Here is a 14535-nt window from a genome sequence, read left to right on the forward strand (position 1 = left end):
CTGCAGCCATCCCGGCACCAGACGCGTAGACTGCCGCGATGACCTACGCCGTGATTCCCCATCGCCAATTGCCAGCTGATAGCTCCGTCAGTTGCTCAACCTGTGCCGCCTGCTGCTGCCGGCTCGAAGTCCTATTGCTCACCGATACCGGGGTTCCCGAACGCTTCATCGATGAGGATGACTGGGGTGGGCAGGTCATGCGCCGTCTGGATGACGGCTGGTGTGTGGCGCTCGATCGGGACAGCATGCGCTGCACCATTTACCCCCAGCGACCACTGATATGCCGGGAGTTCGAACTGGGTTCGGACGATTGCCTGGAGGAGCGGAAGGGCTCCGCGGCAGCCTATCTGAACGGAGACTGACGGCGATACTAGCGCCGTCAGCCACACTGAATGACCTCGCTCAGAACGATGCGCGATAGTGCACGGCGTAGCTTTCGACGCCATCATTCGGGTTTTTGAGACCTGCGTTGGAATAGTGGATCGCACGCACGCCGACTTCCTGGCCGCCAGCGAACCGCAGTCCTGCACCGAAGCGATCCTCGAACTGGAACGACGACCCCAGGTCGTTGCCCTCCACTTCGGTGTTCTCGAAAGCTGCGATACCAATACCCACCTCCAGATAGGGCTTCACCGCATCGCCGGCGAACTCGTAAACGAATACCGGGGCCAGCGACAAGCTATGGTTGCTGGCCGTTTCATCGCCTTCCCAGTAGGTGTACCCGGCGTCCCAATAGCCTGTCAGCCGGCCAACGCTGGTCTGGAACCAGCTGCGGTTGAAGTCCAATTGCGCACCGAGGCGATAGGTCATGGTCGACTCACCGGTTCGCCCAACGGCAGCGGTCAGATCCAACGCATGAGCGGCAGCTACTTGCCCTAGAGAAACAGCCGCGACCGCAGCGAGGGAGATCAGTTTTTTCATTGAGAATTTCCTTGTCGAAAATTTTTGGCATCGCTTGTTGTTTTTCGAACATCAACTCAAATACAGATAGCAGGCGCGACGGGGAGTTCCTACTCAGGATAGTAGGCAACCGCCCCGCTTTCACCCCAAAGTACCGGCAGTACCGTGGCCAATCGGCGGGGATCACCGCTACTCCAAAAGCGCGTCATCGCCGCGCCATCCCCCAGCTGGTTGCGCGCCGCCAGCACCGTTTCGAGATGCCGCGCCACCGCCGCCCCGGTATCGACCAGGGTGACCGTCGACGGTAACAGTTCGAGCAGCAGCGGCTTGATGAAGGGGTAATGGGTACAACCGAGAATCAGCGTGTCGCAGCCCTGCTCGATCAAGGGCTGGGCGAAACCCTGTAGCAATAAGCGAGTCGCTTCGGTATTAAGCTCGCCGGCCTCGATGCATTCAACCAGGCCAGGACAGGGCTGGGTGATGACGCGAACGTCGCTGGCAAAACGATCCAGCAAGGCTGCGAATTTCGCGCTTTTCAATGTACCGGTGGTGGCCAACACCCCGACCGCGCCACTACGGGTCGCCTGAGCGGCCGGCTTGACTGCCGGTTCCATGCCTATCAGCGGGATAGCTGGATACAGCGCGCGAAGCTCGGCAATACCTGCAGCGGTGGCCGTATTACAGGCCAGCACCAGCGCCTTGGCGCCCTGCCCCAACAGAAAATCGGCAATCGACCGGCAACGCTCGCGAATGAACTCAGGACTCTTTTCGCCATAGGGCACGTGGCCGCTGTCAGCCAAATACAGCAATGATTCGCCCGGCAGACGCGCGCGTATCTCTCGCAGTACCGACAGGCCGCCGACACCCGAATCGAAGACACCGACCGGCGCGTTGTCAGCCATTGACGCTGCCGCAGACGGCACAGGCCGGATCGCGCTTGACCTTCAGCTCGCGGAAGCGGCTGGACAGTGCGTCCACCAGAAGAAGCCTGCCCACCAACGGCTCACCAAACCCGACCAGCAGCTTGATGGCCTCAAGCGCCTGCAAGGTGCCAATCATCCCAACGACTGGTCCCAGCACCCCGGCTTCGCTGCAGGTCAGCTCGGTTTCGCTGCCATGACCATAGAGGCAGTGATAGCAGGGGCTGGTTGCCACACGTGGATCGAACACCGACAGCTGCCCCTCGAGACGGATCGCAGCGCCGCTCACCAGAGGTTTCCTGGCGATGACGCAGGCCGCGTTCACCGCTTCGCGTACGGCGAAGTTGTCCGTGCAGTCGAGCACCAGATCCACAGCAGCGACTGCCGCTCCAAGGGTGTCAGCATCCATCACCGCGCGATGCGGCACCAGTTTCAGCAAGGGATTCAGCGACGACAGGCGCGCGATAGCCGAATCCACTTTATGCACGCCAACCGATTGGGAATCATGAGCGACTTGCCGTTGCAGATTGGTCAGGTCAACACTGTCAAAGTCCGCCAGGTGCAGCTCGCCTACGCCAGCGGCCGCCAGATAAAGCGCCACGGGCGAGCCCAGCCCGCCCAGCCCGACGATCAGCACCCTGCTCTGCTTGAGCTTCAGTTGCCCCTCGATGTCGACCTGTTTCAACAAGATCTGCCGGCTGTAACGCAGCAGCTCGTCATCGCTCAGCATGTCATTCTCCCTGGATGATGAATCATGGTCGGCGGCCGAGGCTGATACGCTCGTGCCCGCCGAAATCCCTGCGGCTCTGGATATCGGCGAAGCTGCTTTCTGCGAGCAGTTCGCGCACCGCCGAAGCCTGATCGTAACCGTGCTCCAACAGCAGCCAGCCATTGTTCGACAAATGATTCGGTGCGTTCGAAATAATCTTGCGAATGTCGTCCAGACCATCGTCCCCGGCAATGAGCGCGGTGCTGGGCTCGAAACGCACATCGCCCTGCCGAAGATGCGGATCGTGCGCCGGGATATAAGGCGGATTGCTGACGATAAGCGAGTACTGCTTGCCATCGAGCGCGGAAAACCATCGGCTTTCGCAGAACAAGGCATTATCGAGCCGCAAGCGCTGGGCATTGCGGGTCGCCAGGGCAACGGCTTCGGCAATGCGGTCAACCCCAGTGACGCGCCAACCCGGGCGCTCGTGAGCCAGGGCCAAGGCGATCGCACCGGTACCGGTGCCGAGATCCAGTACATCAGCCGGTGTTGCCGACAGCAGCTGCAGCGCAGTTTCGACCAGCAACTCGGTGTCCGGCCTGGGGATCAAGGTATGAGGCGCGACCTCGAGATCGAGACTCCAGAAACCTTGGCGACCGAGAATATAGGCCACCGGCTCACCGCGACGGCGGCGTGCCAGATCAGCGGTGAACCGCGCTTCGCACTCCGACGGCACCTCGCGCTCCGGCCAGGTACGCAGATAGCTGGCCGGCTTATCCAGAGCCGCAGCCAGCAGCCATTCGGCATCAAGCTTGGCGCTGGGAGAGTCCGGCAGGGCGGCGGCACGTAGCAGGGTTTCGATGGTGGCCATATTGGCGTTTCCGTAAGAACCGGATGGCAGACGCGGCATGCCAGGTTACGTCAGCCTCGTCATTGGGTGAATGAGCGCGACTTGCACGATCCGCTAACAGCCCGATGGTCAATCGCCCAGAGCCGCCAGCTGGTCCGCCTGGTACTCCTGAAGCAACGGCTCGATCACCTGCTCGACTGCACCACCAATGACTTCGCTAAGCGAGTACAGGGTCAGGTTGATACGGTGATCGGTGACTCGTCCCTGCGGAAAGTTATAAGTCCGGATGCGTTCGGAGCGATCACCTGATCCGACCAACAGCTTACGCGTATCGGAGATTTCCTTATGCGCAGCGCTGTCCTGCACGTCCTGCAGCTTGGCTGCGAGCCAGGACATGGCTCGAGCACGGTTCTTGTGCTGTGAGCGCTCTTCCTGGCATTCGACGACGATGCCGCTTGGCATATGGGTGATCCGCACCGCCGAGTCGGTCTTGTTGATGTGCTGACCGCCGGCGCCGGATGCGCGATAGGTGTCGACTCGCAGATCGGCCGGGTTGATTTCAATGGCGACCTGCTCATCCGGCTCCGGCAGCACGGCAACGGTGCAGGCCGAGGTATGAATACGCCCTTGGGATTCGGTTTCGGGAACGCGCTGGACACGATGCGCACCGGATTCGAACTTGAGCTTGGCGAACACGTTGTCGCCTTCGACGCGGGAGATGACTTCCTTGTAGCCGCCGTGCTCGCCAGGGCTTTCGGACAGAATCTCGACGCGCCATCCCTGCCGCTCGGCATAGCGGGAATACATCCGGAACAGATCACCGGAGAAGATCGCCGCCTCGTCGCCACCGGTACCGGCGCGAATTTCGAGAAAAACGTTGCGGCCATCCTTGGGATCCTTCGGCAGCAACATGCGCTGCAGGCGGGCCTCGATGTCATCGAGCTTTCCGCGGGCTTCGGCAACTTCCTCCTCAGCCATTTCGCGCACGTCCGGATCATTGTCCTTGAGCAACGCTTGAGCGCCTTCGAGATCGGACTGCATCTTGAGGAACTCGCGATAAGTGGCGATAACCGGCTCGACCTCGGCGTATTCGCGCGAGTAGGCGCGAAAGCGAGTCTGGTCGCTGATCACCTCGGCGTCGCCAAGCAACGCCGTCAGCTCTTCGAAGCGGTCCTGCAGGATGTCGAGTTTGTTAAGCAGCGACGCTTTCATGGTTTGTCCGTGCTATCCGGCAAAGCGAAGAGTTCCTGCACGATGCCCAGTGCCTCTATGCGCCCTTCGGCAGAAAGTTTTTTCAGCTGAACGCTGGGTGCGTGCAGCAGTTTATTGGTCAGCCCGCGGGCCAGTTGCGCCAGCGCATCCTCGGGGGTGCCGCCGTTGGCCAATAGTCGCTGGGCCTTGAGCATTTCTTCGTCACGAATCCGCTCGGCATGCTGGCGGTAGGCCTTGAGCACATCCACGGCGGCCAGCTCACGCAGCCGCACCATGAAATCATCGGTACCGGCTGCGACCAGCTCTTCGGCAGCCTGCGCGGCACCCTGGCGGCTCTTGAGATTCTCCGCCACCACTTCATGCAGATCGTCGACGGTATAGAGGTAGACATCGTCCAGCTCGCCGACCTGCGCTTCTATGTCGCGGGGCACGGCGATGTCGACCATGAAGATCGGCTTGTGCTTGCGCTTCTTCAGCGCCTGCTCCACGGCCCCCTTGCCCAGAATCGGCAATTGGCTGGCAGTTGAACTGATGACGATATCGCTGTTGTAGAGCTCGTGCGGGATATCGGCCAGCAGGATCGCATGCGCGCCGAACTGCTCAGCCAGAGCGCTGGCCCGCTCGAGCGTTCGGTTGGCGACCACGATGCGTTTGACGCCCTGCTCGTGCAGATGGCGAGCGACCAGCGTGATGGTTTCGCCAGCGCCAATCAGCAAGGCCTGACTGCGATGCAGGTTGGCGAAGATCTGCTTGGCCAGGCTGACCGCGGCAAACGCCACCGAGACCGGATTTTCGCCGATGGCAGTGTCGGTCCTCACGGTCTTGGCGGTACTGAACGTGGCCTGAAACAGTCGCCCCAACAGCGGGCCGACGCTGCCGGCCTCGCGCGCAACGGCATAAGCGGATTTCATTTGCCCGAGGATCTGCGGCTCACCTAGCACAAGGGAGTCCAGGCCCGAAGCGACCCGCATCATGTGGCGCACAGCCTGATCATCGGTATGAACGTAGGCGCACGCCTTAAGATCCTCAAGGCTCAGGCGGTGATAGCTGGCCAACCAGGCCAGCACGGCCTCGGCCTCGACCTGATCCTGTTCGAGATAGAGCTCGCTGCGATTACAGGTCGACAGGATCGCCGCCTCGCGCGTAGGCGTGACTCGGCAAAGCTGTTGAAGCGCCTCGACCATCTGTTCGGGCGTGAATGCAACACGCTCGCGCACATCCACCGATGCGGTCTTGTGATTGATGCCAAGCGCGATGAAAGCCATGCAGGTCGCTGATTCGAAAAACGGAGCGCGCGATTCTCCTACTTCGCCTGTCTCAGAACAACCGTTGCCGGTTATTGTCTGTACGTGTTCGATCCACCCGATTCGCCTGGCAAGCCGGCCCATGTGCTTGCCTGACGGCTTGTGTCATCATGCCGCGACCGCAGACCAGCCTATATTCCCTATGAAAAAACTCCTCGCCCTCAGCGCCGTCCTGCTTCTCGGTGGCTGCCAAAGTTTCATGCAGAGCGCTCCCGACAGCAGCCCGCCGGTCGAGGAGACCGCACCGAAAACCGTGGAAACGGGCCCCAGTTCGTATGGTTCGTTCAGCAGCGACACACTGTATGCGCTGTTGGTGGCGGAGCTGGCGGGCCAGCGAAACCGCTTCGACATCGCGCTGGGTAACTATGTCCAGCAGGCCAACGCGACCCAGGATCCCGGCGTAGCCGAGCGGGGTTTCCGAATCGCGGAATATCTCGGTGCCGAGCAGGCAGCGCTGGATACGGCGATGATCTGGGCAGGCAACGCACCGGAGAACCTCGAGGCCCAGCGTGCCGCGGCGGTGCAGCTGGCACGGGCCGGGCGTTACGAGGAATCCATGGGGTTCATGGAAAAAGTGCTGCAGGGCCAGGGCGATACACACTTCGACTTCCTCGCGCTATCCGCGGCCGAAACGGATCCGGATACACGAACCGGCCTGATTAAGAGCTTCGATCAGCTGCTGACCAAGCATCCTGACAACCCCCAGCTGAAATTTGGCAAGGCGGTGCTGCTACAACAGGATGGCCGTCCTGAAGAAGCACTCGCATTGCTCGAAGAGCAACCCGCCAGCCAGCAGGAAATCCCCTCGACCCTGCTCCAGGCTCGCTTGCTGCAGGTGCTGGAGCGCGGCGAGGAAGCGCTGCCATTGCTGGAAAAAAGCCTCCGTCGACACCCCGAGGACAAGCGCCTGCGACTGACCTATGCACGGCTGCTGGTCGAGCAGGATCGCCTGGAGGAAGCCATGGGCGAATTCGCCACTCTGGTCCAGCAGCACCCCGGGGACGACGACCTGCGCTTCTCGATGGCACTGGTGTGTCTTGAAGCACAAGCCTGGCGTGAAGCCATCGTTTATCTGGAAGAGCTGATCGAGCGCGGCAGCCACCTCGACGCCGCCCACTTCAACCTTGGCCGCGCTTATCGCGAGTTGGGGGAACACGAGCAGGCGCTCGCGGCGTTCACCAAGGTCGGCCCCGGCAACGAATATCTACCAGCGAAACTCATGCAGGCGGAGCTGCTGTTTTCCCTGAACCGCAATCAGGAGGCATCACAGCTGCTGGCCGGCGCGCGTGACGAACAGCCCGATTACGCGATCCAGCTATACCTGATCGAGATCGAGGCCCTTTCAGCGCAGCAGCAGATCGAGGCGGCCTGGCAGCTTGCCGAACAGGCTCTAGCGCAGTTTCCCGACGACCTCAATCTGCTCTATACCCGGGCCATGATCGCCGAAAAGCGTGGCGATCTGGACCAACTGGAACGGGACCTGCGCTTTATCATCGAGCGCGAACCAGACAATGCCATGGCAATCAACGCGCTGGGTTACACGCTGGCTGACCGCACCGACCGATACGATGAGGCCCGTGCTCTCATTGAGCAGGCTTACCGGCTTAATCCCGATGATGCCGCCATTCTCGACAGCCTCGGCTGGGTCAATTACCGTCTGGGCAATCTGGAAGAGGCCGAAACCCAGCTACGAAAGGCACACGAGCGACTTCCTGACCACGAAATCGCCGCCCACCTCGGCGAGGTGCTCTGGGTCGCTGGCAAGCAGCGCGAAGCACGGACTATCTGGGCTGAAGCGCTGAAGCAGCAACCGGACAGCGCCGTGCTGCGCGAAACCATCAAACGCCTAACAGGTACGGAGAAACCCTGACTCATGAAGGTGATGCGTAACCTGCTGACCCCTGCCCTCGCCCTGTTGCTGGCTGGCTGCGCCGGCCTTGCCCCCCAGGAAACCGTCGAAGGCCCCGGCAACGCGGAAGACTGGAAGGCGCACAAAGCACAGGTCAGCGAAATCGATGGCTGGCAGATCAGCGGGAAGATCGGCATTCGAGCACCGCAGGATTCGGGCAGTGGCACCTTGTTCTGGCTGCAGCGCCAGGATTATTTCGACATTCGCCTGTCTGGCCCGCTGGGCCGCGGCGCCACTCGCCTGACCGGTCGTCCTGATGCAGTCACGCTGGAGGTCGCAGGGGAGGGTCGCTTCGAAGCCAAGTCGCCGGAAGCGTTGGTTGAAAGCCAACTCGGCTGGCAGCTGCCTGTATCGAATTTGCTCTGGTGGGTGCGCGGCCTTCCCGCGCCGGATAGCCGCAGTCGCATCGCACTGGACGCCAACGGCCACCTTGCCAGCCTTCACCAGGATGGCTGGGATGTTCAGTATCTCGGCTACAGCGAGGAAGACGGCGATACCCTGCCTGCACGCATCAAGCTGGCCGGTCGAGACCTGCAAATCACCCTCGTCATCAAGGACTGGCAGCCACGCCGGCTCGGCCGCTGATGCACAAACTGACCTTGCCGGCTCCGGCCAAACTCAACCTGATGCTGCACATCCTCGGTCGCCGCGCCGACGGCTATCACGAGCTGCAGACCCTCTTCCAGTTTCTCGATTACGGCGACGAGCTCAGCTTCACCTTGCGCACTGATGGCCAGATTCGCCTATGCACCGAGCTGCCCGGTGTCGATCACGATAGCAACCTCATCGTGCGCGCCGCCCGCCTGCTGCAAGCGCACAGTGGTTGCGCACTTGGCGCCGATATTCAACTGACCAAACGCTTGCCCATGGGCGGCGGTATAGGCGGTGGCAGCTCCGACGCGGCGACCACGCTGCTTGGCCTCGATCAGCTGTGGCAAACCCATCTGAATGAAGACGCGCTGGCGGAGATTGGCCTTAGCCTTGGGGCCGATGTGCCCGTGTTCGTTAGAGGGCGCGCGGCCTTTGCCGAGGGGGTCGGCGAATGCCTGCAGCCAGTCGAATTGAGCGAACCCTGGTTCCTCGTGATCGCCCCGCAAGTCTCTGTTAGTACAGCGGAAATATTTTCCGACCCAGAGTTGACACGTAATACCCCGGCCATTACAGTTCGCAGCCTTCTTGCAGGGGGCGGTCATAACGACTGTCAGCCGGTGGTCGAGAAGCGTTATCCAGAAGTGCGTAACGCTTTGAGCTTGTTGAACAAATTTGTTCCAGCAAGGATGACCGGCACTGGAGCTTGTGTGTTTGGGAGCTTCCCAAACAAAGGTGAGGCTGATAAAGTTTGCCGCCAACTTCCGGTCGATTTACCAGCTTTCGTAGCTCAAGGGCGCAACATTTCGATGCTGCACCGAAGGCTCGCGCAACTGGCGCAGGAAATGAGTGGTTAGAGGTTGTACATTACAGGGGCGTCGCCAAGCGGTAAGGCACCAGGTTTTGATCCTGGCATGCGTTGGTTCGAATCCAGCCGCCCCTGCCATAACCTTTCGGGTTTTGTACAACTGCAAGCACATTCAAGGCTACATCTACAGGGGCGTCGCCAAGCGGTAAGGCACCAGGTTTTGATCCTGGCATGCGTTGGTTCGAATCCAGCCGCCCCTGCCAAACATCATGAGAGCTGTTCAGAATGCCTGGCCTTTTGAACAGCTTTTTGTTTCATCGGATCCACCCTCAGGCAGGTACTGCGCGTGTCCAAGATGATGGTCTTCACGGGGAACGCCAACCCCGACCTGGCCCGGCGTGTTGTACGTCAGCTGCATATCCCCCTCGGTGACGCCTACGTCGGAAAGTTCTCCGACGGCGAAATCAGTGTCGAGATCAACGAGAACGTTCGCGGTAAGGACGTCTTTCTGATTCAACCGACCTGTGCGCCCACCAACGACAATCTGATGGAACTGGTTGTGATGGCAGATGCCTTCCGCCGGTCCTCCGCCACCCGCATTACTGCCGTCATCCCCTACTTTGGTTATGCCCGTCAGGATCGCCGTCCGCGCTCCGCACGTGTGCCGATCAGCGCCAAGGTCGTGGCCGACATGCTCGATGTGGTGGGCGTCAACCGCGTCCTCACCGTTGACCTGCATGCCGATCAGATTCAGGGTTTCTTCGATTTGCCCGTGGACAACATCTACGGTTCGCCGGTCCTGGTCGATGACATTCAGGCCCAGCGCTTCGAGAACCTGATGATCGTTTCCCCCGACATTGGTGGTGTAGTGCGTGCTCGCGCCGTCGCCAAGTCGCTGGGTGTGGATCTGGCGATCATCGACAAGCGTCGCCCGAAGGCTAACCAGTCCGAAGTGATGCACATCATCGGTGATATCGAAGGCCGTACCTGCATCCTCGTCGATGACATGGTCGATACCGCTGGCACTCTGTGCCACGCCGCAACTGCCCTGAAAGATCATGGCGCTGCCAAGGTCTTCGCGTATTGCACTCACCCGATTCTGTCCGGTCGCGCCATCGAGAACATCGAAGGCTCGGTCCTCGACGAACTGGTGGTGACCAATACCATTCCGCTGTCCGCAGCGGCGCAAGCCTGTACCCGTATTCGCCAATTGGACATCGCGCCAATGGTGGCTGAGGCGGTTCGCCGTATCAGCAATGCTGAATCGATCAGCGCGATGTTCCGCTAAGCCGAAAGCTTAGCCCTTCGCGCAGAACGAAAATGTGCCCCGCCCCGTGCGGGGCTTTTTGCCCAACCGCCCGGTAGTGCTGGTCGCGAGCACTTCGGGAGCGTTGTTATCCTGGAGAAACACAATGAATGATTTCACTCTGAATGCCCAAGTGCGTTCCGACCTGGGGAAAGGTGCGAGCCGCCGCCTGCGTCGTAACGCCAACCTCGTCCCGGCCGTCATCTATGGTGGCGACAAGGCTCCGCAATCCATCAGCCTGCTGGCCAAAGACCTGGCCAAGATGCTGGAAAACGAAGCGTCCTTCAGCCACGTGCTGACCCTCAACGTCGACGGCCAGAACGAGTCCGTTCTGATCAAGGCGCTGCAGCGTCATCCGGCCAAGAGCTTCGTCCTGCACGCTGACTTCGTTCGTGTCGTAGCCGGCCACAAGCTGACCGCTATCGTTCCGCTGCACTTCCTCAACCAGGAAACCTCGGTTGGCGTGAAGCAGCAAGGTGGCGAAATCCTGCACAACATCAACGAAGTGGAAGTCTCCTGCCTGCCGCAGGATCTGCCAGAGTTCATCGAGGTCGACATGGCCAAAGTTGAAATCGGCCAGGTTCTGCACATGACCGATCTCAAGCTGCCGAAAGGCGTCGAGCTGGTTTCCCTGTCGCACGGCAGCGACCTGCCGGTGGCCAACGTTCATGCTCCGCGCGTGAACAAGGAAGACACTCCGAAAGAAGAAGGCGCTGCCGAGTAATCCACTCGCAAGCACCTGAGGAAGGGCCTCTGTCGTGACTGCCGTCAAACTGATCGTTGGCCTGGGTAATCCAGGCCCTGAATACGACCAGACCCGGCATAACGCAGGGGCCCTTTTCGTTGAGCGTCTGGCTGCCCACAAGAGCGTCAACCTCAGCGTCGATCGTAAATACTTCGGGCTGGTCGGCAAGTTTCGCCACCAGGACGAAGATGTCCGCCTGCTGATCCCCACCACATTCATGAACCGCAGCGGTCAGGCGGTGGCGGCACTGGCCGGATTTTTCCGAATTTCTCCTGAGTCCATCCTGGTCGCCCATGATGAACTCGACATGCCCCCCGGCGTCGCCAAGCTCAAACAGGGCGGCGGCCATGGCGGGCATAACGGGCTGCGCGACATCATCGCCAGGCTCGGTAATCAGAACAGTTTCTACCGCCTGCGTCTGGGCATCGGCCATCCCGGGCACAGCAGTCTGGTTACCGGCTATGTGTTGGGACGCGCGCCGCAGGCGGAACGCGAAAAGCTGGATGCCAGTATCGATTTCGCCCTTGATGTGCTGCCCGAAATTCTCGCTGGCGACTGGACACGTGCCATGCAGCGGCTGCACAGCCAGAAGGCGTAGCGTGCAAGCCTGCAGTACAGGCATACAAGACAAGGCAACGGCTGGGATCGGGCAGTTCTTTCTTATCATGCCCAAAGCCGTTTAACGCAGTTTGGCAATGCCGGTAGCTCAACGCTGCCAGCCAACACCGAGGCAAGACACCATGGGATTCAATTGCGGCATCGTCGGCCTGCCCAACGTCGGCAAGTCCACCCTGTTCAACGCGCTGACCAAGTCCGGTATCGCTGCGGAAAACTTCCCCTTCTGCACCATCGAGCCGAACAGCGGGATCGTGCCGATGCCCGACCCACGCCTGCAGGCGCTGGCCGAGATCGTCAAACCCGAGCGCGTGGTGCCGACCACCATGGAATTCGTCGATATCGCCGGCCTCGTCGAAGGGGCCTCCAAGGGCGAAGGCCTAGGCAACAAGTTCCTGGCCAACATCCGCGAGACCGATGCGATAGCCCACGTGGTGCGTTGCTTCGAAGACGAAAACGTCATCCATGTATCCAACTCGGTCGATCCCAAGCGCGACATCGAAATCATCGAGCTGGAACTGATCTTTGCCGACCTCGACAGCTGCGAAAAGCAGCTGCAACGCGTAACCCGCAACGCCAAGGGCGGCGACAAGGAAGCCGTGGCGCAAAAGGCGCTACTGGAGAAGCTGATCCCCCACTTCACCGAAGGCAAGCCGGCCCGCACTCTGCTAAAAAAGCTCGGCGATGACGAAGTTCAACTGGCCAAGGGCTTCCACCTGCTCACCAGCAAGCCGGTGATGTACATCGCCAACGTCGCTGAAGACGGCTTCGAGAACAACCCGCACCTGGACGTGGTCAATGCCATCGCCGCCGAAGAAGGCGCTGTCGTGGTGCCGGTATGCAACAAGATCGAAGCGGAAATCGCCGAGCTGGACGATGGCGAGGAGAAGGACATGTTCCTCGAGTCCCTCGGCCTCGAGGAACCCGGTTTGAACCGCGTGATCCGCGCCGGTTACGAACTGCTCAACCTGCAGACCTACTTCACCGCCGGTGTGAAGGAAGTCCGTGCGTGGACCGTCAGGGTTGGTGCCACCGCCCCCCAGGCCGCCGCCGTCATCCATACCGATTTCGAGAAAGGCTTCATCCGCGCCGAAGTGGTCGCCTATAACGATTTCATCCAGTACAAGGGTGAAGCCGGTGCCAAGGAAGCCGGCAAATGGCGCCTGGAAGGAAAGGAATACATCGTCAAGGACGGCGACGTGATGCATTTCCGTTTCAACGTATAGCGAGACGCAGGAAAGCCGTACTACGGCGGCCCTCGCAGAGCACACCGAACCCCGTAATCACTAACGTGATACGGGGTTTTTTGCGCCCAAGGAACCCAGAGAAATCACCGGAGTCTCTCGATCCGCGATCCCCGTGGCCGACGCTTCGCTCTCCTGCACCTCATCGGCCGGCTCAACCGCTGCCGCCAGGGTCGCACTGGCCAGTCCGTTGGGTGTGGCCTGGTGCTGCAGCGGAGCATCCGCCTGCAGATGCTCGCCGGTCACCCGGTCCTGCCCCACCGCCAACGCCAGCAGCGCGCTGCAGCCGGCAAAGAAGTAATACAGGCTCGGCGCACCGAAACCCTCCATCAACGCACCGGCCAGAAGCGGCCCGACACAGGCACCGACGCCGAATGCACCCAGCAACAAGCCAGCCAGCGAAACCCTCATCTCGGGTTCGATATTGTCGTTGGCGAGCGCGACACCCAGCGGGTAGAGGCAGAACTGTAGAAAGCCGATGCAGCCGCCGAATACCAGCAACCAGGCGAACGTCAGCTGCTGGAGGTATGCCAGCGGCAGGCATGCAAAGATCAGCAGCACCGACACGCATCGAATCAGGCTGGCGCGCGGTAGCCGATCCGATAGCCAGCCAAGGGGCAGCTGCGCCACAAGACCTGCGGCGATGGACAACGCCATGAACTGGCCGATCTCGACGGTGCCCAGACCCTGTCTGGCCGCATAGATCGACGCCAAGCCATAGAAGCCGCCGTTGATGATGCCCGAAACCAGGCAAGTGATCAGCGATTGCGGCACGCGCTGCAGGAACAAACGAATGTCGATGGGTGCCGGGTGCAGATCGGCCGGATGCATGCTACGAGTCAGCGCCACTGGCACCAGACACAGCGCAAACGCAATGGCGACGCCGAGCATCAGGCGAATATCCAGGTCACCGCCCAGGCTCAGGGCCAGTTGCCCAAGCATCATGCCGATATACACCGCGACCATGTAGATGCCCAGCACCTTGCCTCGCTGATCGCTCTGTGCGCGATCGTTGAGCCAGCTTTCCAGTACCATCAACTGGCACATCATGGCGAGCCCTACCACGCCGCGCAGTAACAGCCAGAGCGGCAAGGCACTGCTGAATTCATGGGTCAGGACAGCGGCGCAAATGACACCCGCACAGGCGACATAGGCACGGATGTGCCCGACACGCTCGATCAGCACGTGGCCCACCTTGCCGCCCAGCACCATGCCCAGCGCATTGGCCGCCATCAGCGCGCCGGCCCACAGCTCGGCCACGCCATCGGCGTTCAGACGCAGCGCCAGATAAGTCATCAACAGGGTCGAGCCAAGCTGCATCAGCAAGGTGGCCAGGTACAACGCACCAAACGTCTTGGTCAGTCCGAGCACCGGCCGGCCTCCCTTCAATAAGCGCCAACCCTGCGCGCCAATTCGTGACCGGCA

The 14535-nt window shown here is 60.9% G+C and carries 15 protein-coding genes and 2 tRNA genes; 10 read left to right on the plus strand and 7 right to left on the minus strand.

The features are described from left to right. Window positions 1-38 precede the first annotated feature (38 nt). Entirely contained in the window at window positions 39-362 is a 324-nt protein-coding gene (locus DQ405_RS18840; protein ID WP_168425610.1) for a YkgJ family cysteine cluster protein, read from the plus strand. A 40-nt stretch (window positions 363-402) separates the two neighbouring features. Here the strand turns inward: DQ405_RS18840 and DQ405_RS18845 are convergent, their stop codons facing one another. From DQ405_RS18845 to hemA, 6 genes are all read right to left on the minus strand, one after another. Then, window positions 403-921, minus strand: coding sequence for an acyloxyacyl hydrolase (locus DQ405_RS18845; RefSeq protein WP_168425611.1), 519 nt, complete (start codon window positions 919-921; stop codon window positions 403-405). 89 nt (window positions 922-1010) lie between these two features. Beyond that, window positions 1011-1802 (minus strand): glutamate racemase, encoded by a 792-nt coding sequence (gene murI, locus DQ405_RS18850; RefSeq protein ID WP_168425612.1) that lies wholly within the window; start codon window positions 1800-1802, stop codon window positions 1011-1013. Further along, complete coding sequence (locus tag DQ405_RS18855) at window positions 1795-2550, minus strand: molybdopterin-synthase adenylyltransferase MoeB (protein WP_168425613.1); 756 nt, start codon at window positions 2548-2550, stop codon at window positions 1795-1797. Before DQ405_RS18855 ends, murI begins: the two co-directional genes overlap by 8 nt. Window positions 2551-2572: 22 nt before the next feature. Beyond that, complete coding sequence (prmC, locus tag DQ405_RS18860; protein WP_168425614.1) at window positions 2573-3400, minus strand: peptide chain release factor N(5)-glutamine methyltransferase; 828 nt, start codon at window positions 3398-3400, stop codon at window positions 2573-2575. A gap of 108 nt (window positions 3401-3508) precedes the next feature. Continuing rightward, window positions 3509-4591 (minus strand): peptide chain release factor 1, encoded by a 1083-nt coding sequence (prfA, locus tag DQ405_RS18865; RefSeq protein WP_168425615.1) that lies wholly within the window; start codon window positions 4589-4591, stop codon window positions 3509-3511. Continuing rightward, window positions 4588-5856, minus strand: a complete 1269-nt coding sequence (hemA, locus tag DQ405_RS18870) for a glutamyl-tRNA reductase (protein WP_168425616.1) — start codon at window positions 5854-5856, stop codon at window positions 4588-4590. The genes prfA and hemA overlap by 4 nt, the downstream gene beginning before the upstream one ends. 181 nt (window positions 5857-6037) lie before the next feature. On the opposite strand from hemA, the gene DQ405_RS18875 reads away from it, so the two are divergent. The 9 genes from DQ405_RS18875 (at window position 6038) to ychF (ending at window position 13092) form a co-directional block, all read left to right on the plus strand. Further along, window positions 6038-7765: a tetratricopeptide repeat protein gene (locus DQ405_RS18875; RefSeq protein WP_168425617.1), complete on the plus strand. Its 1728-nt coding sequence runs from the start codon at window positions 6038-6040 to the stop codon at window positions 7763-7765. A gap of 3 nt (window positions 7766-7768) precedes the next feature. Continuing rightward, complete coding sequence (lolB, locus tag DQ405_RS18880; protein ID WP_168425618.1) at window positions 7769-8389, plus strand: lipoprotein insertase outer membrane protein LolB; 621 nt, start codon at window positions 7769-7771, stop codon at window positions 8387-8389. Beyond that, window positions 8389-9249, plus strand: a complete 861-nt coding sequence (gene ispE / locus DQ405_RS18885; RefSeq protein ID WP_168425619.1) for a 4-(cytidine 5'-diphospho)-2-C-methyl-D-erythritol kinase — start codon at window positions 8389-8391, stop codon at window positions 9247-9249. Before lolB ends, ispE begins: the two co-directional genes overlap by 1 nt. Window positions 9250-9263: 14 nt before the next feature. Further along, window positions 9264-9338: transfer RNA gene (locus tag DQ405_RS18890), tRNA-Gln, on the plus strand. Window positions 9339-9388: 50 nt separating this feature from the next. After that, window positions 9389-9463 (plus strand) — tRNA-Gln (locus tag DQ405_RS18895). An 83-nt stretch (window positions 9464-9546) separates the two neighbouring features. Then, complete coding sequence (locus tag DQ405_RS18900) at window positions 9547-10488, plus strand: ribose-phosphate pyrophosphokinase (protein ID WP_025242805.1); 942 nt, start codon at window positions 9547-9549, stop codon at window positions 10486-10488. 124 nt (window positions 10489-10612) lie between these two features. Then, window positions 10613-11230 carry a 50S ribosomal protein L25/general stress protein Ctc gene (locus tag DQ405_RS18905; RefSeq protein ID WP_168425620.1) on the plus strand — a complete coding sequence of 206 codons (618 nt, stop codon included), beginning with the start codon at window positions 10613-10615 and terminating at the stop codon, window positions 11228-11230. A gap of 34 nt (window positions 11231-11264) precedes the next feature. Beyond that, window positions 11265-11849 (plus strand): aminoacyl-tRNA hydrolase, encoded by a 585-nt coding sequence (gene pth / locus DQ405_RS18910; protein ID WP_168425621.1) that lies wholly within the window; start codon window positions 11265-11267, stop codon window positions 11847-11849. A gap of 142 nt (window positions 11850-11991) precedes the next feature. Continuing rightward, on the plus strand, window positions 11992-13092 hold the full coding sequence (gene ychF, locus DQ405_RS18915; RefSeq protein WP_168425622.1) for a redox-regulated ATPase YchF: 1101 nt from the start codon (window positions 11992-11994) through the stop codon (window positions 13090-13092). Window positions 13093-13152: 60 nt separating this feature from the next. Here the strand turns inward: ychF and DQ405_RS18920 are convergent, their stop codons facing one another. Further along, the gene (locus tag DQ405_RS18920; protein WP_168425655.1) at window positions 13153-14472 is read right to left on the minus strand and encodes an MFS transporter; all 1320 of its coding nucleotides are present in this window, start codon (window positions 14470-14472) and stop codon (window positions 13153-13155) included. Window positions 14473-14535 lie beyond the last annotated feature (63 nt).

The sequence above is a fragment of the Pseudomonas sp. SST3 genome, assembly GCF_003325755.1.